Below are 21,011 nucleotides of genomic sequence, written 5' to 3' on the forward strand. Positions count from 1 at the left end.
AGGAAACTATTATAGAAATTTCTACATTTCGTTCGAAACATATGGCTCCCTTCTTACCAAAAACTCAACTCTAATTTAGTGAATTGATTAAGTGTATTGGGAGACTTTTATTGAGATAAATCTTCGGCAAATAATGACACCCCTTGTTTTTTATGCATATTCCTAAAAAGTATGTCACTCTTTCCCATTAATTAAGAAAATGCTAACGTGCTTTTAATCTCTAGAATAGTCCCAACTCTTAAGTTGATGGATGTGTGGCCGTACTCCATTGCTATCAAACAAAACAATGATAGTTACGGATGAATTAGCAATTATACGAATTTCATTTTTTTCGGCATTCTGCATCTAGACGGTATACCTATTAGCCACGGTAAAACTCTATTTCAAATCAAAAAAATAGATTACCTGCACACGAAAAAGTATAGTGCATAGGTAATCTATTTTTTGAGATTAATAAAAACCTAATTTATTTTTTGAATTCTTCCATCAATAATAGACTGAATTGGTTCTTTTGATTTTTTTATGTAATCTACTAATGCTTCAAAATCAGTTGGTCCTGTTTCAGCATCTTTACCGTTTTTAAAGGATACAAATCCATCTCCACCTGAAGCTAGAAATGCGTTCGCAACGACGCTATAAGTTTTTGAAGGGATAATTTCTTCTCCATTTGTTAGGCGCATACTTGTTACTTTTTCTCCATTAGGTTTGTTTGCATCCCAAGTGTATTGGATCCCTGAAATTTGAAGCATTCTTGTTATGTCTTTTTGCCATTGTTGATTTAAAATATCACGAATGTCTTGACCCGTTAAATTTACTTTTATTAATTGATTTCCGAATGGTTGAATACCATATATCTCTCCCCATGTAATATCACCAGCATCTAAGTCATTACGAATACCACCAGGATTCATAAGTGCAATTTGAGATTGCATTGTTGCACGCTGGGCATCAGCAACTAAATTTCCAAGAGTAGACTCACCAGCTGTATTTAGTTTGCGATCTAGTGGAGCAATAGACTTACCTACAACTTCATTAACAAGAGGTGCGATTTTTGCTTGATATTTCTCCATCTTCTTCTTTATTTTTTTATCAGGCTCCATGCCTTCATGGTAAGTTGTAACAATTTCTGCTTTTTTCTCAACAATATCTTGTGTTTTACGATCAATCTTTACATCAACATCAGCAAAAGCCATACCGTAAGAATTTGCTTGTACGACAAGTTTATTATTAACAGTTCCATTTACATAAGTGTGGCTATGCCCACCAAAAATAACATCGACTTCTGGATCAGTCTCATTTGCTAATCGGACGATATCACCATTTGTTACGCCGTTCCCATCTGTTGTCCCCCCGTTATGTGCAAGAACAACGATAGATTTAACGCCTAGTTTTTTTAATTGCTTTACGGATTTGTTAATAGCTTCAACTTCATCTGTAATTTCTACATTCTTTAGCATAGTAGGCATAACAAGGTTAGGCACATCCGTTGTTACGACTCCGATAAATCCAACAGGAACTCCTTGTACCTTTTTTATAGTGAATGGTGGTAAAAATAAACGACCAGTGGATTTATTATAGAAATTTGCGGCAACATATGGGAATTTTGCTCCTTTAAATTTCCCTGTTTTCTCATGGTATCCACCATAAATAAGGCGGTTCATTTCTTCAACACCTTCATCAAATTCATGATTTCCTATTGTTCCAACATCGAATTTCAAATCATTTAGAAATTCAATGGTAGGTTCGTCTTGTAATAATGCTGAAACAGGAGTACTTGCTCCAACAACATCGCCAGCATGTACTTTTAATGTATTCGGATTTTGTTTTTCACGATCGCGTAAATAAGCCCCTAAGTACTCGATTCCCCCTGCATCTTTATTGTTAATTTTTTTTACTGTGTCTAGTTGCCCATGAAAATCGTTAATCCCGAGCATTTGCACATCTATGTAGCGGTTTGATTCTGTACTTGCTTGGGCTGAAGGCACAGCGAATACACTAGTAAAAGTAACTGTACTTAATGCTAAAGCAACTGGAATGATTTTTTTCAACATAAAATTTCTCTCCCCTAATAATTAAAATCTTACATAATACGATGTTATTTTAATATATTAAGAGGATTATTTCTATAAAAATTCTACTAATTATAAAAATTAATAAGATTTTATCGTTTTCTGACAAAAACATTTCTTTGTTTTGAGGATTATTCAAAATATTATCTTGATAGTAATATAGCAATCCACCTAAGAGACAAAAAAACTCTAATCCATAAATTTTAGCCGTTAAGAAAAATATTCAACTCGAAACTAATAGAGATTTATCAACCTAACATTTCAATATCAATATTTTAAAATGAGCAAAAATTTCGTTATAGAAGATTTCGATTCTTTAAATTGATTACAGTGGTGCACTACGCCGCATTCAAAAAGATGCTCCTGGATTTATCCAAGAGCATCTTTTATAAAGCTTTATTTTTCACTTGTTTCTCAACTATCTTATGATATTTAATACCCCTCATATTTTTAAACAAAACTACTTAGTAATCGTATGAAAGGCTGCCTAACCGTTTTAACGGCACCTCTAAGTATAAGCCTATTGTGCTTACGTCTAATTAATAAGGATCTGATTCATGGCTTTTCTTCACTGAATCTTTTGTTGCTTCGTTTGCAGCTAATGAACCTTGGCCATATTTTGATTTACTTACTTCGCGGCCTGGAAGTTTGTTTTCCGTTTTAGCTTCTTTCATTTTCTTTTCAATACCTTCTTTAACACGACGGCCATAATCTTCATCCGCTTGTGTGAAGTGTTCAATCATCGCATTCTGAATTCTTTTGTCACATACTGCAAGTGCTTCAGATAGATTTTTAACCAACTCATTTCGTTCCCACTCCTCAAAACTACGATACGTGTGACCTGCTTGACCATAATTATTAGGACGATCGATTGGTGCACTCATAGCAGCCGCATTGTAAGTTGGTTGGTGTGGATGGTGCTTTTCTTGTTTTGCATCTTTATAACCACCCAGCATAGATGGCTCATAGTTAATATGCGGATTTTCTCCAGACTCTTTCGGATTACGCATATCCATTTGACCACGATGTTGATTTGTACGAACAGGTGCTTTAGGTGCATTAACAGGTAATTGTAGATAGTTTGCACCAACGCGATAACGTTGCGTATCTGAATAAGAGAAAGTACGACCTTGTAGCATTTTATCATCTGAGAAGTCCATGCCATCAACAAGTACTCCTGTACCAAAAGCAGCTTGTTCAATGTCTGAATGGTAATCAACTGGATTACGATCAAGAACCATACGTCCTACTGGTAACCAGGGGAACTGCTCCTCTGGCCAAAGCTTCGTATCATCAAGAGGATCAAAATCGAGTTCTGGATGATAATCATCCTCCATAATTTGTACAAATAGCTCCCACTCTGGATAATCTTTGCGCTCAATTGCTTCATATAAATCTTGTGTTGCATGACTAACATTCATTGCTTGAATACTGTTTGCATCTTCTTGTGTTAAATTTCGAATTCCCTGCTTCGGCTCCCAGTGATATTTCACCAATACCGCTTCGCCTTTTTCATTTACCCATTTATAAGTGTTTACACCAGATCCCTGCATATGGCGATATGTTGCTGGAATACCCCATGGAGAAAATAAAAATGTAATCATATGCGTTGCCTCCGGGGTACGAGAAACAAAATCAAACATTCTCTGAGGATTCGCCACATTCGAAACCGGATCAACCTTAAACGCATGAATCATATCTGGGAACTTCATCGCATCACGAATAAAGAAAATTTTTAAATTATTCCCTACTAAATCCCAGTTACCATCTTCCGTATACATTTTCACTGCAAAGCCTCGTGGATCCCTTGCTGTTTCTGGTGAGTCCTTAGCTCCAGCTACTGTAGAAAAACGAACCATTAACGGTGTTTTTTTGCCAGCCCCCGAAAACACTTTCGCACGAGTATATTTTTCTACCGGCTCATCTCCAACTTTTCCATACGTTTCAAAATACCCAAATGCTCCAGCTCCTCGCGCATGTACTACACGTTCTGGAACCTCTTCTCGATCAAAATGAGAAATTTTTTCGATGAAATGATAATTTTCAAGTGTTGCTGGACCACGATTCCCAATTGTTCGGATATTTTGATTATCCTTCACAGGGTGCCCCTGTCGCGTTGTCAATGTCTCACGTTTCACGTCTTGTTCCTCTAGAGAATTCTTGTCCTGGTTTTCTGCCATAATTGAAAACCTCCTCAAAATTATTCATCTTTAGGTATTTCCATTTATTAGAAAAAATATGTTAGAATTGCAACTTATTTATAATGTATCAATTAACAATTATATAGTTGTAATCAGTCCTTTAAAAATGATAGAAGTGCTTCATTAAATTCTTTAGCATGCGTTGCATTTAGCCCATGTGGACCACCCTTTATTAACGATACTTTAGAATTAGGAATTGCTTCATGTGTTAATTTCCCACTATATTCAAATGGTACAGTTGCATCAGAGTCTCCGTGAATAATAAGAGTAGGTATATTAAACTTCTCCAAGTCTTTTCTAAAATCTGTCTTACTAAAGGCAGTAATACAATCAAGCGTTCCTTTAGGTGATGCACCGGCTGCAATATCCCAATTATATAAACGGAATGGCTCACTAACTAAATCTGTTCGATCACCAGCCGCGAAAAATCCCTTAGTAAATTCATCAAGAAATGCAAGGCGGTCATTTATCACACCACTTTTGAATGTTTCAATTGTTGCATCATCTAATGCCCCTTCAGGATGATCCTCTGATTTGTATAAATAAGGAGGAACTGCTCCAGCAAAAACGGCCTTTTCAATACGATCTGTTCCATACGTACTAATGTACCTAGCTACCTCGCCTCCACCCATAGAAAAACCAACAAGTGTGACATTTTGAAGCTCTAACTGTTCTAATAGTTGATGTAAATCAGAAGTAAAGGTATCATATTCATAACCTTCCCACGGCTGAGATGATTTTCCAAAACCTCGACGATCATATGTTATCACTCTGTATCTAGCCTCAACAAGAGCGGGAACTTGGTATTCCCAAGATCGACCACTTAACGGCCAACCATGAATGAGTACAACTGGTTTTCCTGTGCCATGATCCTCATAATATATCTCAATTGGTGCTTGATTTTCGGTTCCTACAGTAATTTTTGCCATTGTCCTACCTCCTTTAATATGTATCCTTTTCTTCAATAATCCGGATAAATCTCATAACCTATTTATGCCCATTTATATTGTGAACTCTATGTATGAAACTCTACTGTTTCGATGCATTCATTTTCTGTTTATGGACAATTCCCCATCCCCTACCTTTTTCATCATGAAGTATTTGCTGAACATTCCTGCTATTCAATTCTAATAACAAAAATAGGTGACTATCAATATCGTTCTATCTATAGAATGTATAGGTAAAATCAATCTATTTTAGAGTGAAAACAACTATAGTTACGACCTATGTAAATTATAGATAATTTAGAATTGATTAACGAATCAGTTTTCAAATACTATAAATTTGTATAGCACTTCATGTTCTGTGAATGCTGCTATAACCAATATTATTGGTCAGCTTAGTTATAAACGAAGAAACTTATGATAGTATTCGACTATTTAAACTTTCTTCGATCACTTAATTTTTAGGAGGAATACATAATGACTGATCTCTATTCTCGTATTAACAAAGATGATGCTGTCGTGCTTTTAGTAGACCATCAAACTGGTCTTATGTCCGGACTAGTACGTGACTATGGTGTTGATGAATTCAAAAACAATGTTTTAGCTCTTGCTCACACTGCTAAGTTTTTTGATTTACCAGTTATTTTAACAACAAGCTTTGAAAACGGACCTAATGGACCTTTAATGCAAGAATTGGTTGATCTCTTTCCTCACGCACAAAAAATAGCTCGACCTGGACAAATTAACGCATGGGATAATGATGATTTTGTAAAAGCAATCGAAGAAACTGGAAAAAAACAACTTATCATCGCGGGCGTAGTTACGGACGTTTGTGTTGCTTTCCCGGCACTTTCTGCTATAAAAGCTGGATATGAAGTATTTGCTGTTACGGATGCTTCAGGAACTTTCAGCAAACAAGTTGCGGATGCTGCCAATACGCGTATGGCACATAATGGCGTGCAACTTATGAACTGGTTTAGCGTAGCTTGCGAATTACAACGCGATTGGCGCAACGATGTCGAAGGTTTTGGCAATTTGCTTGCTAGTAATCTTCCAGGCTATCAAAATATAATTGGAAGCTATTTAGGAGCTCAACGAGATCTTAGTAAACAAAATGTATAAATGTACCGCTTTAAATCCCTTCTTTAAGTGGATAGTATAAATCTAGTGCTGATTTAATCAGCACTAGATTTTTAAATTAAAAAGTATAGCAGAGCTTTTATTTTTATGATTACAACTTTAATTAACAGAAAAAACATTACTTTCAAAAATATTTTGAACAATTACAAAAGGAGTGTTTTATTATGAGTAATTTAGAATTGTTAAATCCGGAGAACAGTGCCTTAATTTTGATTGATTTTCAACCTCAAATGACTTTTGGAGTTGCAAGTATTGATAGACAAACATTGATTAATAACGTTATGTTGCTTGCTAAATCAGCAAAAACTTTTAACGTACCTACTATTCTTACTACAGTTGAGACACGCAGCTTTTCTGGTTATTTTTGGCCACAAATTCTTGACATATTCCCAAACCATGAAATTATAGAACGCAGTTCAATGAACTCTTGGGAAGATTCAAAATTTGTTGAGGCAGTTAAAGCAACAGGTAGAAAGAAATTAATATTTGCAGCACTTTGGACTGAAGTTTGCCTTGCATTCCCTGTGCTTGAAGCAATTAAAGCTGGCTATGAGGTGTATGCAGTTGATGATGCTTCAGGTGGTACTAGTTTGACAGCACATAACGCTGCTATGCGTCGTGTAGAGCAAGCTGGTGCAATTCCAGTTACAGCCATTCAAGTTTTACTTGAATACCAACGTGACTGGGCACACAGAGACACTTATGATGCTGTAATGGAGATTGTAAAGGAACACACTGGTGCTTACGGTCAAGGTGTAGAATACGCATATACTATGGTGCATGGCGCGCTTCCAAGCAGAAAAATATGAAACAAGAAGGAGTAACTGTGGAAGAGACTCATACAGAGAATACAATGGATGCTACTGATCCAGTAACAACGATTGTTACATGGAAAATTCAACAAGGGAAAGAAAAACAGTTTGAAACATGGAGACATGAAATCGAAGCTGCCGCTACTAAATTCCCAGGGCATTTGGGCGTAAATCTAATAGTCCCCAATAACGAATCCAGAGAGTATACTGTTATTTTTCGCTTTGATACGTATGAGCATCTACGTGCTTGGCAAGAATCAGATGTTCGCCGAGATTTGTTAAAAACAGCAGAACAATTTCAGGCTACTAATCCAACTTACAAAACTGAAAGCAGTTTGGCTTATTGGTTTGTTACTCCGAAAACGCCAGTTCCACCGCCAAAATGGAAAATGTCTATCGTTACCCTTCTGGGTGTATGGCCTCTTAGCATGTTAGTTCCTAAATTGATAGGACCTATTATAAAACATATGAATCCTATTATGTCCGCTTTTTTCGTTTCTGTATGTATAGTGTCCTTGCTATCATGGGTAGTTATGCCGATTTTCGGTAAATTATTTCATCCATGGTTACAAAATAATAGGAAGTAGACGAGGTGTGGATATGAATGTACCGGATATGATCTTATATAACGGAAAAATCACTACTCTTGATCCCTCTCAACCTGAGGTATCTGCTATCGCCATAACTGATGGTTTAATAACTGCAGTAGGTGGAGATGAGCTTCTTGATAGTGCCACAGAAAAAACAAAAAAAATAGACCTTAAAAGAAAAAGAGCTATTCCAGGCCTGAATGACTCTCATATACACGTTATTCGTGGCGGTCTTCATTATAATATGGAATTACGATGGGAAGGTGTGCCTTCAATTACCATTGCTCTCGAAATGCTCAAAGAGCAGGCAAGGCGTACTCCTGCTCCTCAGTGGGTAAGAGTAGTTGGAGGTTGGTCTGAATTTCAATTTAAAGAGAGACGGATGCCAACTTTGGAAGAGATTAATGCTGTTTCTGAAGACACACCTGTCTTTGTGCTACATCTTTACGATAGAGCACTTGTAAATCGTGCAGGGCTTCGTGCACTGGGATACACAAAAGATACCCCAGATCCTCCAGGTTGTTTAATTGAGCGAGATAAACGAGGGAATCCAACGGGCCTTTTAATTGCGAATCCTAACGCTTCTATTCTTTATTCAAGTTTGGGTAAAGCTCCCATACTTAATTTTGACGATCAGATTAACTCAACTCGCCATTTTATGCGCGAATTAAATAGATTAGGTATTACAAGTGCCATTGACGCAGGTGGCGGTTTCCAAAATTATCCTGACGACTACAAAGTTGTTGAACATTTAGCCGAGAAGGAACAATTAACTTTGCGTATTGCTTATAATCTATTTACGCAAAATCCTAATCATGAATATGAAGACTTTGCTTCATGGGCAAAAATTGTTTCTCCAGGTCAAGGAAATGATAAGTATAAAATGAATGGTGCCGGAGAAATGTTAGTATTCTCGGCAGCCGATTTTGAAAAATTTCAAATGCCACGGCCCGAACTAGCTACGATGATGGAAGCTGACTTAAAGAAAGTAATTTCTTTATTGGTGGAAAACCGTTGGCCATTCCGTTTACATGCAACTTATGACGAATCAATAACACGTTTCTTAAATGTATTTGAGGAAGTCAACAAAGAAATTCCTTTTAATGGTCTACGATGGTGGTTTGACCATGCAGAAACAATCTCAGATCGTAGTATGGAACGTGTTAAGGCTTTAAATGGCGGTATTGCCATCCAAGACCGCATGGCTTTTCAAGGTGAATACTTTGTTGATTTATACGGAAAGGAAGCTGCAAAGCGTACTCCTCCAATTTATCGTATGTTAGACCTAGGTATACCTGTTGGCGCTGGTAGTGATGCAACTAGGGTTTCCAGTTATAACCCTTGGGTCGCTCTTTACTGGATGGTTGCCGGAAAAACCATTGGTGGGCTTTCCATATACGATGAAAAAAATAAACTTGATAGAAAAGTAGCCCTGGAATTATATTCAAAAGGAAGTGCATGGTTCTCTGGTGATGAAAGTAAAAAAGGAACCCTTGCAGTAGGTCAATTTGCTGATATCGCTGTATTGTCTGCTGACTACTTTACTGTGTCAGAAGAAGAAATCAAGAACCTTGAATCATTACTCACAATTATGGGTGGGCAGGTTGTTTATGGAAATGATGAATTTAAAAATTTATCACCTGAATTGCCCCCAGCATCACCTGATTGGTCACCGACGGGAGTTTATGGTTACGGTGGTGCTAACCTAGCCCACACTATACTTTCTCAAAATTCCCATGATAACAAGTTACATAGTTGCAGTAACCCTCTCCATCAACACACTCATACCGTAATAGGAAAAGATGGAACTAAATGGGGTATTGGTTGTACTTGCTTTGCTTTCTAAGTCAAAACCACCGGTATAATGCCGGTGGTTTTCTTTATGCAATAAGGATATGTAGAAAGAAATAGCAGTATATCCCTAATGGAATCTATTACTATGCGATAAGACCGAAGAGTTAATTGATTAAATTGACTTGTTTTTAACAGCCTTCTCTCCTTGCAAAGTCTGCCCTTTTTCCCTTAAGTAAAAGCCCATGATATTCCCTTTTGAAGCGACTACACCACACCTATAAATCTACTAGCCCTTTGACTGTAATTTAGGTCTTATCCTAAGAATTATGTATCATTTTTAATTCTCACACTATAATCATTATTATACTAATACCTTTTCAGGTTCATTTAACTTCTGCATAAAGATACGTGCTGCAAAACTTAAAAATTTATCATCAAAGTGAATAAGATTAATATCTTGCCTTGGTGTCGGATCAATAATACGAACTATGCTCAAAGTATCATTATTAACAAAGTCAACTAGTGAAAGAGGTATTATGGCAACCCCATGCCCATTATATACAAGGCTCAATAGAGAAATAGAAGATTTTGTTTCTATATTTGCTTCAGATAAAGATAACCCTAAACTCTCACAATATATTTTAATAGATTCACGACAACTACATGCAACCATTATTCTACTCAGTCCTACTAATTCTCGAAAAGAAACAAATGATGTTTCATTCAAAGGATGATTTTTTGGAATGACAAGGACAAGCTCTTCGCTATACAAAAGGGTGCTTGTTAATGTGTCTGGAATTTGAGCACTACGTGTAATCCCTATATCAATATTTTTGTCAACGATTTGATTTACCGCAACTTCGGACTCTATAATTTTTACAACGATGTTCGGATAATGTTGTTGAAACTTCATAATATAAGGTGTTAAATAAGTGAGATCCTCTAATAAACCTCCTATAGTAATCACACCTCTTTTTACACCCTTTAATTCAAAAATTTCATTATAAACGTCATCAAATTGTTGCATGATAAATTTTCCTTTATCAAATAGCAGCTTACCCGCTTCTGTCATTTTGATACCTCTTCCAACTCGATGAAACAAAGGTGTATCAAGTTCACCTTCTAACACACGGATTTGTTGACTTAAAGTCGGCTGTGAAATACCTAGAACTTCCGCAGCTTTAGTAAAGCTATTATTATTACAAACTTGAATAAAGTACTCTAAATGACGTAATTCCATTCTTGATACCCACTCCCACTCTCCGCTTTATGAAAGATTTATAATGAAAAGGACAATATGTATACGTTATGCATAACAACTATCTTTCCTACTATATCAATTGCAATTACATAATTTCTTTATTTTATACTACAATACATTTACTACTATTTATTAATTTTCCCTCCTATTTATTTAATTTATATTTAATTAGGATATTACTAAACAGAAATAACCTCTAAAAACTTACAATTTCTGTGCGTAATATCCTAACTTTTTCAACTGTTTCATTATCATTTTTTCTCAATATAGTCCAAACTACCAAATATTTGCCGAATCCCCTCTTTATGCTGAGGAAAAATTAGTGTCACCAATTCAATACTTTCTGAAGTAATTGATGCATACGTGACACGGCGGTCTTTAGAACATGGTTTCACCTCTTCTTTTCCAACCTATCCACTACATACGTGATACTACTACTTGCAAGTAATATTTTGTCTCCCATTTTTTTATAGGCTGATCAGCTTTACGGTATAGTAGCTCAAGCACTGCAAATTCAGTTGGATTAAGTCCATAAATTTTTTTGATCCTTTTCAATACGTTTAGTGATTGGCTGTAATTCCCTTGATAATATAACAAATAACTTTAAAGATAAGCTCTCATCGTTAATCACGCTCATAATTACCAATCCTTTACAAATTATCTTGAATTCGAGATTTATTATATTATCGTCAAAATATTATGTCAATCATTCGTTTTAGCTTTATCAAGTCACTTATAATTTATTTCTCAACATAAGACATATGGAATTAGAAGACAACAATTGTTACTATATAAGTATCTCAATTACGTTATTTCTTTTAAAGAGAGCTTGTTTTTAATCGCAAGTTCTCTTTTGCCATATTCTAAATTGGATCCGGACAAATTTCAGATAATGAGTCTACCCCCCCATGTATATGATATAGTTTTTAAACAAAGATTAGAGCTCTCCTACAAGAAGGGAGCTCTAATCTTTCATAATAAATATTCACCATTTTTATCATTGCAGGGACATCAAAACTTTAACTTGATGGGGATATGATACTACCTCAATTAATAATATTACTAACCACATATCTATCACATTTTTTATAAACAAGATTAATTAGATTTAAAAAAAGATTTCTTTTTCTTTACTCGTAATAAATCACCTGTCCACCCTTTGAATCGCATATACATATACATACCTCCTGTTGTGAAAATAATAAATAAGAGAGCAATTAAATAGCTATATTTCCATTCTAGTTCAGGCATATATTTAAAATTCATCCCCCACAATGCTCCTAAGGCCGTCAAAGGCGTACTTACAGCAGTTAATACAGTAAGAGCTTTCATAATCTCATTCCCACGATGTGAAGAAACAACTTCTTGTAAATGAATCATCGTGTCCAATTCTTCTTGGTACTCTTTAACAAGTTGTAATCCACGCTCTAATTTTACGTTTGTTTGCTTATAACAAAGAGTGTTTGTTAAGTTTTCTAACCAAGCTTCTTTCAGGCCTTGTAACACTTCTTGTATTAAGCGAAACACATGTGTGTTCATAAATAGTTCATGACGAATATGATAAATTCTTTCTAAAACTGCTATGTTATTATGATGATAAAAATCCCATAATACATTTCTGAAATTGTTTTCGAAATAGTCAACCTTTCGCAAATAGTGAGATATAAACATTGATAAGATAGCACATAATCCTTCAGCGGAACTATTACAATTTTTTGCACTAAAAGAGGCATTATATATTAATTTCTGAAAGTCCCCTTCCTCTTTTTCCTGGACTGTTATGAGTATTCCATGAGCTACGAAATAATGAAGAAATTTTTGAATTTTGGCGTCCTTTTTATCTTGATCATATAAAAACGAACCATATACACAAGTTTGACTTGGTGATAATGTATAAACATATAATCCATTTTCACAAGGGGAACTTATTTTCTTTACAAATTGAGAGAAATAAGATGTTACATCACGAGGAATTATAGAAGAAAGTTTTTCAAGCTCACTAGTTTTCACATGATACCAACTCCATTTCGGCATTTTTATGCATTCCATATTATTCTTCCTTTCTGAACAGTTTTATGTTTGATCGAATCATATCCGTAATATGAAATTTGTATGTAGGTATTCATGTCTTGGAGGAAAAGTTTTTAGATCAACTAAATTACAAAACAAATGGCATAGGAGGTCTTATTCTATTAAAAGGAAGACCCCCTATATATTAGCTATTTTTATTCTCAAATTTAAACATTTCCTCTATACAAGCACTTTTTATCTTTTCTTATAAAGAATTTATTATATATGGAAAAGAAACTAAATAATTTGGCACGTCTATTCAACGAACTCCATTTTGGTCGTTATTATAATTTAGATTCATATACAGATTGATTGGTGATGTCGTCAAATACTTGACTTCCAATCATGTAGTATCCATGAAGTGCAGCCTCTTTCGAAGCGTCTACCATACGGAAAGAAGAAATTTCACCTTGCATTTTTTCAATTCGTTTTTTGTGGAGATCTACTATTCCTCCTGTCCAAATAATAGTGTCATACTGGTCTAACTTAAATTGTTCTTGTAATACACGCATAACGTCTTGGAAGTGTGCATCCAACTCTTTTTGAATCAAAGTATGAACCTGACTTGTCTGAGGATCTTCTTCTCGACCTCCATATCCTTTTTCTAATATGTTTGGCATATCGTTAATATGCAATTGATTACTTTCACCCGCATGATTCTGCACGATATTCTTAATATTTTTCAAAGGCTTGCTACATCCTAGTTCCGTCTCATAATGATTTAAAATGACATTCTGTTTCATATCTGTCATTTCTAATGTACGAAATCCACCATCAATAATTAAGATACGATCTCGTTCCTGAATGATTCCCTCTTTTAAGAAATAGGCATGTAAAGCGACCGGTTGCTGAAGAATTAAAGCATTTTCCACCGTAATAGTAATAAATTTTCCATCAATTTGCACAGAAGTTTCTTTTTTTAGTGCACGTTGTAATTGCTCATGCTGACTACCAAAATAAGTGACAGGAAGCCCGGTAACAACTAAAGGTAACACGACATTTTCTTTATAATCCTTTGCAATGCAACCAAATATTTGTTGTTTAAACCGTTCGCTTTCATAATAATTTTCTATTTCTTCGTCAAATGGAGGAAGCAATGAAGCGTCAGATTGATGCGCTTCATTTCCCATATAGTATGCAAAGTCTAAATCTATAAAACTTACCTTTGTTAAATCTTCACTTTCATCATGATTAGGTACAGGGGCTAGTGTGGAAGCTTCACTCTTAATCGTCACCTCAGAATCTACATCCTGTCGATATGCCCGCTTAGTAAAACCAATTCCTACATCAATTGCATACAGAGATTTCATACTTTCTTCCTCACTTTCTCTTTTTAGAATTAAATCTAAGCACTCTCTTCTTTCATATATTTCTTTTCATTTTTCGTTTTTTCTCCGTCTATGTCCTTACTGTTTTGATTTATTTCGTTATCCTTTTCATCTGTTTTCTTTTTGTTCGTTTCGTTTTCTGTTAAGTCTTTAATGGTAGAAATGACAACTGGTGTGGCTGTAAGCAGTTGTGGTAATGTTTGTTTTGCAACATTAGCTGCAGTTACAGAGAATTGTTTACTTGTTTCGGTTACCTTCTCCAATGTTTCCTTTATGTTTCCTTCTTGCAATTTTTCTTTTACACTTTTTCCTTTTGTTTGTATCGCTTTCCGATTTTCCTTTTTTAATAAGGAGACTATAACTCCAGTCGTAATCCCAATCATAGCGTATTTAAATATTGTATGTTTCATTTTTTCTCACCCTTCTCCACTTTTATTTTCTTCCATGCTACAAGCTAAAATAATTACCTTACCTATTGCAATCTATTAGAGAGAATGATAGTTTTGCGGTTGCCTATCACTCGCCGTTAGTGTTTCATCTGTTACTAGGAGTAAAATTCTCCCTTGATCTAGTTTTTCTTCATATAAGTTAGCTTCCTCCTTCGACAACCCCATTTCTTCCATTTGATTTCGGAGCTCGTCCCCTTTTTTGGAGAAAAAGTTGATAATACTTGTGCCCAATCCTTGTTCTTTTACTCCAATCGTATTTATGTTTGTATCATCCGCAATCTTTTTTGTTATATGTTTTTCATGTGTTAAGACGTAAATGTCATCTTGGTGAATCCCTTGCAATTCTAGCTCTTTTACTTTCATAACTACTTCCTGTTCATTATCATATTCATGAACCACCGGTTTTCTTTCATTCTTATGCATCTTATTTTTCCTCCTTTAGATTTTTTATTTAGTTGTTATGTAATATGTAATACACCTATTTTAAAGATGTTAAACCTAAATTTTCAAAAAATTTCACACGATAGATTATTAATGTTTTTGAATATTAAAGAGATGTCACGAGCACTTTCCTTTGATAGCAGTGTTACAAATAACGATTTGTGTAAAAGGCATGTCCCTTATTTTATAGAAAATTTCTATTTAGAAAAATAAAAAACACTCCTTTTCAAAGAGTGTTTTTAAAAAATATAACCTAATAGTAATGTTTCTATTTTAATCGCAGAAAGAAAGTCTTTATTAAAACATATGGTTGCTAATTTAATTGCAATCTTCCTTGCACCCAAGCAGCAATATCATTTATAACATACTCGGGGATATTAGCAGGACATAATATTCATCTGGTTTACTTATTTCCCCATCACCCTCTGTAAAGAAATGATTTAACTTTGGATATAGTCGATAATCAACGTTACCTCGTTCTTTTAGTTATTCTTTCCAAAGAGGGATTTCGATTTTCGATTGAACTTGATAGTCTCGTTCTCCTTGAATAATAAAAAGCGATGTCTTTTGTTCTTTTGACATTTCCACTGCTTTCATTTTACGTATAGAATCCTTACTTCACAGGATTTTTTTGCTGTTTTCATTATATCCTTACTATACAAATGAAAATATACAATCATACTAAATATACAAACTTTGCATAAAAAAATGATTTTATAGTATCTTTTTAATATCCATGTCCGCCTTGCCAGCCACCATGTCCGCCTTGCCAACCACCGTGTCCGCCCGGCCAACCACCATGTCCGCCTTGCCAACCACCATGTCCGCCTTGCCAACCACCATGTCCGCCTTGCCAACCACCGTGTCCGCCCGGCCAACCACCATGTCCGCCTTGCCAACCACCGTGTCCACCTTGCCAACCACCGTGTCCACCTTGCCAACCACCGTGCCCGCCTTGCCAACCACCGTGTCCACCTTGCCAACCACCGTGTCCGCCCGGCCAACCACCGTGTCCGCCTTGCCACCAGCCTGCATAGCCTTGTCTCTGTGAGTTCATTCCTTCGCATCCCTTCTTATTAAAAGTTCAAATACTGTAACTGGGTATTCTCTAAATATAATTATGTATCCCAAAAATAAATGTATCCGCAAACATCCCGATTATTGGTAAAGTAATTATCTAATGAAAAAACATTTATTATTGCAAATCTAAGCTCTATAGTTGGGCTTTAGTTCTACAAAGAAAAGCGATACTTCACTATTGAAGTATCGCAAAAAAAACTATTTACTTACATTATTATGACTATAACCCTATCCGGTATTAGTCACTCTCCTAAAATTGCAACAGGGCTAAACGATTCATAATGAATCAATTCCTTTACTATACTGTGTTCTTTTAATACTGGAGCCGTTCACTGCACAATTTGTATTGTTTTCTCGTCAATCATAAGCGGTACATCCCTTCGTATACAATGTTTTTATAAAACATTAGCATTATTTGAAATTCATCTTTCACAATTCCATTTTTTACTTTTTACTCCAGGATGTCGAATCTTTTTTAATTCTTATAGATCTAAACTGATTCAATAGTGATTCTGGTGCAATTGCTCTGAAGTTTTTACACTAGAACCTTCTTATTTACGCATTGAAAAATGTTACCTATAACGGAAAAGCCCAGATAGCGATGTGACGGTATTCCTATTAAAGGTATTTCTCCTTCCAAAGTAGACAGTACTTGCAATCTTAGTACGAATCACAGTTGAATTCATGTTACTTAATCGTCCCCATTCCGCCAATTTTAATCTTAACCTTGACGTTTACATCGCCTTTTGCTAATTCGTTACCCCAATTGTTTTGTATTTTTTTCCATTCCGGATATGTGTATGTTCTTGCATATCCTCCAAGCCCAATAGGATCAATTTTGGCGGTTTGTATTTTTTGTATTAATTGCTTGAAATCAGCTTCTAGCTTAGTTTCAATCGCCTTTTGTAATTTCGCTGCGTCCTTTCTAGTGTTAAACGAAAAAAGTCGTTCTGTAATACCGATTCTCATCTTTACATCTACATTAAATATAAAATGATCATCATATCTTGCCTTTGTCTTTACTTTAATACCATAGGCAGTAAAACTTATCAAATCTTTATCTTGGCTATCTGAATTTAGCTTAATTGGAACTGTAAACGGTAACTCCCCTGCAGTTCCTTGTTGCAAAATGCGTAAAAGTTTGTTTTCATCAGGTTTCAGTGTTAATTTATACTTTCCTTTTTCATCCAATAAGGCTGTACCTGTCACCCATATTTTATTCTTTTTTTTCAGTTCAGTAATATTTGCTGTTAGTCCTTTGTCTGCTCTTTGTTCATATAATTCTTGAAGTGTTGTTTTCACCGTGATATTTCTTAAAAAAGCGGTATCAACTAGTTTTGTTAAATATATAGGAAGTCGCGGTTTATCTTTTGGACTATAGAAGATGACGTCTGAAACAGGTCCATCTACAGCGACAACCCTTGCGGTAACTGTATTTTTGGGATCACGGTAAAATGGATCAAGGTAAATTTCCCAGTTTTTTTGTTTCAGTAGCCTTTTTCCAACTAAAATTACCTGTGTTTTACTTCCGGCGGTAAGTGCCATAACCGTAGCATCAAATTGGTCTCTTGCTTTTCGAACCGTAACAGATTTCACACCAGTAGTTTCTTCTTTTATTTTTGCTTCTTTATTGAAAACAGGGCTTGATATATACACTAATAAATTATCATTACGATCTAAATCGATACCAAGAATAAGAGTAAGAGAAACATCTTCAACATTTCTTTGATCGAAGCATCCAGTCATCATGAACACCAATAACAAAATACAATATAGTACTTTTCTTTTCAATGTATCCTCCTCTGGCGAAACTTCTCATATAGACAGCAATATAGCCATAAAATAATAGGTAATATATATGTTACTCCTAATCCAACATTCGATAATACCTGTTGCCAAATTTCAGATTCATTCCAACTAGGATGACTCCAACATGTGAATCCGATAATAAGTAATAAAAGAACAACTACATGAGAGCTGTGATTTTGTTTTCCAAGTAATTGGCTTGAACAAAATACAGAACAGTATAGGGCAGGAATCCATGATGTGGAAACAATAGTTAAGTAAACAGCTAATAAAATCATGTCAAAACGTTCTAAAAAACGAAATTCAATTACTTTCAGTAAATTTAGTACCGGTTGATTATATTGCGTAATGCTATCAGGACTAAAATAGGCAAAGCAAACAATAGTAGCAAATAAATAAAATAACATCGTTAAGGTGTTTGCTATAACCATTCCATGGACTGCATACTGTTTTTTTTGTAAAAATGGATATAAAAAGAAAGCAATATCAAACCCTAAATAAGCATAAACAGTGCTTGGTACAGCGGTTAATATAGGTTTCCATCCTTCTTTTAAAAGCGGAAAGAAGGGCATCCAACTTCCATTCCCTATAAGAGGGATTAAAAAAAATATCGGAATCCAAAGCGCCATATAAAAAAAAAGTTCGGCGTATCGTCCTAAAATACTAGGACCGTTACGTGCAACAAAATAGGTAGGAATCGAAAACAAAAAGATAACGATATAGTCAGGCGTTTTCGGGAGAAGCCATCCCTTAAGGTAAAGCATAGCGTTTATAAGAACGATACAAGAATAAAAAGCGAAGTACATCATGTAAATAACAACGAATGCTTTCCCTACTATTTTTCCAAACAATCGTATAAGAATATCATAAATCGTATCCTCAGGATATCTTGCAGCTGTTTTCACTATAAACACACCTGATATTGTGGAGAAAATCCAACCGATCAATATAGCTATCCATCCATCTGTTCCAGCCTTTTCTGCAAGCACACGTGGAAGCGATAAAACGCCAGTGCCCACCTGCACTCCATTAATTAAAATAATATACTGCATAAGAGTGATTTCATTATAGGCATACTTTCTCATAATTTCACCTTTTATTACGATTCTTTCCTTGTCGAATAGTTTGATTGGTTCCATTCCCCTTAGGACGCCTTCTTATTGTCCATAAAGGAAAGCGTACAAAAACATCTTTCATATCTGCAAAACGAAAGGGTGCTAATGGTGTTCCGTAAGAAGTACCTAACGATTTAAGACTACTTAGATGCCCAATTAAAGTCATCCACCCGATAACAAGTCCTACAATTCCAAATAAGGCAGCTGCTAGCATCATTGGAAAACGTAAAAGTCTTACTGCCGCTCCCATATCATAGTTAGGAATAACAAAAGAAGAGATAGCGGTAACAGCGACAACAATAATCATAATATTGCTTACAATTCCAGCCTGAACAGCCGCCTGACCAATGACAATACCACCTACAATTCCAACTGTCTGACCAATCGGAGTAGGTATCCGTAAAGCCCCTTCTCTCATCGTTTCCAATGTTATTTCCATAAGTAATGCTTCCATAACTGGAGAAAAGGGTACGCGCGTTCTTGATTCAGCAATAGATAAATATAGCTCTACAGGAATAACTTCAAAATTAAAGGAAATAAACGCAACATAACTCGCCGGCAAAAATAAAGCAACCATAAAGGCGACAAAACGAAGCAACCGAATAGACGAAGCAACTAACCACCTTGTACCGTAATCATCAACTCCTTGAAAAAAGGAAATAAAATTTGTTGGAGTAATTAATACATTAGGTGAATGATCCATTACAGTTACAAATCTGCCCTGTAAAATGTGAGATACAGCCAAATCAGGTCTTTCAGTTAATATAAATTGCGGAAACGGCGAGTAAGGGTGATCTTCAATGAATTCTATAAGTTCACCATTACTAGTCACAGCGTCGATTGTAATATTTTGAATTCGTGTTTCTAATTCCTTCAGCACATCTTCAGAAGCTACATCTTTCAAATATAAAATAGAAATTTTGGTTTTGCTTCGTACACCAATTACTATTTCTTTTATTGCTAATTCACGCTGAGGAATATACCTTCGAATCATCGCGATATTTTGACTTCCAGTTTCTATGAATGCTTGATGTGCACCCTTTAGGGCTATTTCGTTATGTGCATCCTCAACACTTCTTTGTGGCCATCCTTTTGTATCCAATTGATGTGCTGTTGTTCGACTGTGGATTAATAAAACACTATCTCCCCCATAAATCGCATTTTCAATCTGACTCAATGTATTAATAATCTTAATTTGTCCTAATGGAATTGGAAGTTCTGTATTGGTATCAAAATCTCTATTCATCAAAGGGCTTAGAACATGATTTTGAATCAATTCTTTATCTGTTAATCCAGATAAATATACTAAAGCTGCTTCTAATCCACCTACTGTTATTTGAAACTGCCGAATTACTAAATCAGGTGCTTGACGAAATATATTCTGAATATGAGCTATGTTTTCGGATAAATCAGCGTCTAAGAGGGATTCTTCAATATTTTTTTCCTGAAAATGAGTATTGTCTCGTATTGAACATGACTTAGGGTTGTCTCTATATTTTAAACGCCTCAAAAATTTAGCCATGATTCCCTCACTTTCTATGTACCTTTTATAGTATGTTTAGTATGCATATATTAAGGAAAAATATCCTAATAGTTCCTACAATTACACTTTTAAGACATTAAATACATCTCTCGCTACCTTGTTTACTCATGTATTCCCTTTTGTTATTGATGAAACTTTTCAATTGTAACTGATACACATCTGAAACTCTAAACCCTCTTTCTTGCCTAACGACTACTAATCGTGCAATTTCAAAATCTAAATTGCGTAAATTCTCCTATATTCGCTCCCCTATAAAAGTAGATGTTTAACATGTTAATGATAGTTTTTCTTTTCTCTTCTATATGTTCTAGTAACATGATGTTTGGTTAAAATACCCTTTAAACTCTTTTTAAGAAAAAATTAAGAAA

The 21,011-nt window shown here is 35.2% G+C and carries 17 protein-coding genes and 2 pseudogenes; 5 read left to right on the plus strand and 14 right to left on the minus strand.

What is annotated here, in order from left to right; translation table 11 throughout:
• Positions 1 to 461 precede the first annotated feature (461 nt).
• The 3 genes from PDQ40_RS08040 to PDQ40_RS08050 all read right to left on the minus strand — a co-directional run bounded on the left by PDQ40_RS08040 (position 462) and on the right by PDQ40_RS08050 (position 5,199).
• Positions 462 to 2,051, minus strand: coding sequence for a bifunctional metallophosphatase/5'-nucleotidase (locus PDQ40_RS08040; protein ID WP_270691336.1), 1,590 nt, complete (start codon positions 2,049 to 2,051; stop codon positions 462 to 464).
• Between the two features lie 557 nt (positions 2,052 to 2,608).
• Complete coding sequence (locus PDQ40_RS08045; protein WP_270691337.1) at positions 2,609 to 4,249, minus strand: catalase; 1,641 nt, start codon at positions 4,247 to 4,249, stop codon at positions 2,609 to 2,611.
• Between the two features lie 113 nt (positions 4,250 to 4,362).
• A complete protein-coding gene (locus tag PDQ40_RS08050; protein WP_076856699.1) occupies positions 4,363 to 5,199 on the minus strand; it encodes a bromoperoxidase in 837 nt (278 codons plus the stop codon).
• A gap of 492 nt (positions 5,200 to 5,691) precedes the next feature.
• Between PDQ40_RS08050 and ycaC the strand changes: the two genes are divergently transcribed.
• The 4 genes from ycaC to PDQ40_RS08070 all read left to right on the plus strand — a co-directional run bounded on the left by ycaC (position 5,692) and on the right by PDQ40_RS08070 (position 9,602).
• Positions 5,692 to 6,336 carry an isochorismate family cysteine hydrolase YcaC gene (gene ycaC / locus PDQ40_RS08055; RefSeq protein WP_000131219.1) on the plus strand — a complete coding sequence of 215 codons (645 nt, stop codon included), beginning with the start codon at positions 5,692 to 5,694 and terminating at the stop codon, positions 6,334 to 6,336.
• 182 nt (positions 6,337 to 6,518) lie between these two features.
• On the plus strand, positions 6,519 to 7,163 hold the full coding sequence (locus PDQ40_RS08060; protein WP_229142792.1) for a hydrolase: 645 nt from the start codon (positions 6,519 to 6,521) through the stop codon (positions 7,161 to 7,163).
• Positions 7,160 to 7,753, plus strand: a complete 594-nt coding sequence (locus PDQ40_RS08065) for an antibiotic biosynthesis monooxygenase (RefSeq protein ID WP_048555245.1) — start codon at positions 7,160 to 7,162, stop codon at positions 7,751 to 7,753. The genes PDQ40_RS08060 and PDQ40_RS08065 overlap by 4 nt, the downstream gene beginning before the upstream one ends.
• Positions 7,754 to 7,766: 13 nt before the next feature.
• Positions 7,767 to 9,602 carry an amidohydrolase gene (locus PDQ40_RS08070; RefSeq protein ID WP_250670615.1) on the plus strand — a complete coding sequence of 612 codons (1,836 nt, stop codon included), beginning with the start codon at positions 7,767 to 7,769 and terminating at the stop codon, positions 9,600 to 9,602.
• Positions 9,603 to 9,911: 309 nt separating this feature from the next.
• Here PDQ40_RS08070 and PDQ40_RS08075 read toward each other — a convergent pair whose 3' ends face one another.
• The 6 genes and pseudogenes from PDQ40_RS08075 to PDQ40_RS08100 form a co-directional block, all read right to left on the minus strand.
• Positions 9,912 to 10,790, minus strand: coding sequence for a LysR family transcriptional regulator (locus PDQ40_RS08075; protein WP_061402447.1), 879 nt, complete (start codon positions 10,788 to 10,790; stop codon positions 9,912 to 9,914).
• 225 nt (positions 10,791 to 11,015) lie between these two features.
• A pseudogene (locus PDQ40_RS08080) lies at positions 11,016 to 11,448 on the minus strand (MarR family winged helix-turn-helix transcriptional regulator).
• Between the two features lie 461 nt (positions 11,449 to 11,909).
• Positions 11,910 to 12,860 (minus strand): magnesium transporter CorA family protein, encoded by a 951-nt coding sequence (locus tag PDQ40_RS08085; RefSeq protein WP_270691338.1) that lies wholly within the window; start codon positions 12,858 to 12,860, stop codon positions 11,910 to 11,912.
• Positions 12,861 to 13,165: 305 nt separating this feature from the next.
• Positions 13,166 to 14,191 carry a ParM/StbA family protein gene (locus PDQ40_RS08090; RefSeq protein WP_000839469.1) on the minus strand — a complete coding sequence of 342 codons (1,026 nt, stop codon included), beginning with the start codon at positions 14,189 to 14,191 and terminating at the stop codon, positions 13,166 to 13,168.
• 35 nt (positions 14,192 to 14,226) lie between these two features.
• Positions 14,227 to 14,619 (minus strand): hypothetical protein, encoded by a 393-nt coding sequence (locus tag PDQ40_RS08095; RefSeq protein WP_000683204.1) that lies wholly within the window; start codon positions 14,617 to 14,619, stop codon positions 14,227 to 14,229.
• A gap of 75 nt (positions 14,620 to 14,694) precedes the next feature.
• Positions 14,695 to 15,081, minus strand: coding sequence for a general stress protein (locus PDQ40_RS08100; protein ID WP_000549422.1), 387 nt, complete (start codon positions 15,079 to 15,081; stop codon positions 14,695 to 14,697).
• 132 nt (positions 15,082 to 15,213) lie between these two features.
• On the opposite strand from PDQ40_RS08100, the gene PDQ40_RS08105 reads away from it, so the two are divergent.
• Positions 15,214 to 15,312, plus strand: a complete 99-nt coding sequence (locus PDQ40_RS08105; protein ID WP_080445125.1) for an acyl dehydratase — start codon at positions 15,214 to 15,216, stop codon at positions 15,310 to 15,312.
• A 100-nt stretch (positions 15,313 to 15,412) separates the two neighbouring features.
• Here PDQ40_RS08105 and PDQ40_RS08110 read toward each other — a convergent pair.
• The 5 genes and pseudogenes from PDQ40_RS08110 to PDQ40_RS08130 all read right to left on the minus strand — a co-directional run.
• A pseudogene (locus PDQ40_RS08110) lies at positions 15,413 to 15,711 on the minus strand (alpha/beta hydrolase); the annotation flags it as partial.
• A 115-nt stretch (positions 15,712 to 15,826) separates the two neighbouring features.
• Positions 15,827 to 16,156, minus strand: a complete 330-nt coding sequence (locus PDQ40_RS08115; RefSeq protein ID WP_001088220.1) for a hypothetical protein — start codon at positions 16,154 to 16,156, stop codon at positions 15,827 to 15,829.
• 710 nt (positions 16,157 to 16,866) lie between these two features.
• The gene (locus PDQ40_RS08120) at positions 16,867 to 17,970 is read right to left on the minus strand and encodes a Ger(x)C family spore germination protein (RefSeq protein WP_074601969.1); all 1,104 of its coding nucleotides are present in this window, start codon (positions 17,968 to 17,970) and stop codon (positions 16,867 to 16,869) included.
• Entirely contained in the window at positions 17,967 to 19,070 is a 1,104-nt protein-coding gene (locus tag PDQ40_RS08125) for a GerAB/ArcD/ProY family transporter (RefSeq protein WP_242270702.1), read from the minus strand. The genes PDQ40_RS08120 and PDQ40_RS08125 overlap by 4 nt, the downstream gene beginning before the upstream one ends.
• Before the next feature lie 4 nt (positions 19,071 to 19,074).
• Positions 19,075 to 20,622 (minus strand): spore germination protein, encoded by a 1,548-nt coding sequence (locus tag PDQ40_RS08130; RefSeq protein WP_250670617.1) that lies wholly within the window; start codon positions 20,620 to 20,622, stop codon positions 19,075 to 19,077.
• Between the last annotated feature and the right edge of the window lie 389 nt (positions 20,623 to 21,011).

The organism is Bacillus cereus group sp. Bc061 (assembly GCF_027715825.1).
Lineage (GTDB): Bacteria > Bacillota > Bacilli > Bacillales > Bacillaceae_G > Bacillus_A > Bacillus_A paranthracis.

Bases quoted from the DNA above. Each gene is read 5' to 3' on its own strand.
- PDQ40_RS08100 (WP_000549422.1), bottom strand. From the start codon at position 15,081: ATGCATAAGAATGAAAGAAAACCGGTGGTTCATGAATATGATAATGAA.
- ycaC (WP_000131219.1), top strand. From the start codon at position 5,692: ATGACTGATCTCTATTCTCGTATTAACAAAGATGATGCTGTCGTGCTT.
- PDQ40_RS08115 (WP_001088220.1), bottom strand. From the start codon at position 16,156: ATGAACTCACAGAGACAAGGCTATGCAGGCTGGTGGCAAGGCGGACAC.
- PDQ40_RS08090 (WP_000839469.1), bottom strand. From the start codon at position 14,191: ATGAAATCTCTGTATGCAATTGATGTAGGAATTGGTTTTACTAAGCGG.
- PDQ40_RS08130 (WP_250670617.1), bottom strand. From the start codon at position 20,622: ATGGCTAAATTTTTGAGGCGTTTAAAATATAGAGACAACCCTAAGTCA.
- PDQ40_RS08050 (WP_076856699.1), bottom strand. From the start codon at position 5,199: ATGGCAAAAATTACTGTAGGAACCGAAAATCAAGCACCAATTGAGATA.
- PDQ40_RS08065 (WP_048555245.1), top strand. From the start codon at position 7,160: ATGAAACAAGAAGGAGTAACTGTGGAAGAGACTCATACAGAGAATACA.
- PDQ40_RS08045 (WP_270691337.1), bottom strand. From the start codon at position 4,249: ATGGCAGAAAACCAGGACAAGAATTCTCTAGAGGAACAAGACGTGAAA.
- PDQ40_RS08070 (WP_250670615.1), top strand. From the start codon at position 7,767: ATGAATGTACCGGATATGATCTTATATAACGGAAAAATCACTACTCTT.
- PDQ40_RS08040 (WP_270691336.1), bottom strand. From the start codon at position 2,051: ATGTTGAAAAAAATCATTCCAGTTGCTTTAGCATTAAGTACAGTTACT.
- PDQ40_RS08125 (WP_242270702.1), bottom strand. From the start codon at position 19,070: ATGAGAAAGTATGCCTATAATGAAATCACTCTTATGCAGTATATTATT.
- PDQ40_RS08105 (WP_080445125.1), top strand. From the start codon at position 15,214: ATGTCACGAGCACTTTCCTTTGATAGCAGTGTTACAAATAACGATTTG.
- PDQ40_RS08075 (WP_061402447.1), bottom strand. From the start codon at position 10,790: ATGGAATTACGTCATTTAGAGTACTTTATTCAAGTTTGTAATAATAAT.
- PDQ40_RS08060 (WP_229142792.1), top strand. From the start codon at position 6,519: ATGAGTAATTTAGAATTGTTAAATCCGGAGAACAGTGCCTTAATTTTG.
- PDQ40_RS08085 (WP_270691338.1), bottom strand. From the start codon at position 12,860: ATGGAATGCATAAAAATGCCGAAATGGAGTTGGTATCATGTGAAAACT.
- PDQ40_RS08095 (WP_000683204.1), bottom strand. From the start codon at position 14,619: ATGAAACATACAATATTTAAATACGCTATGATTGGGATTACGACTGGA.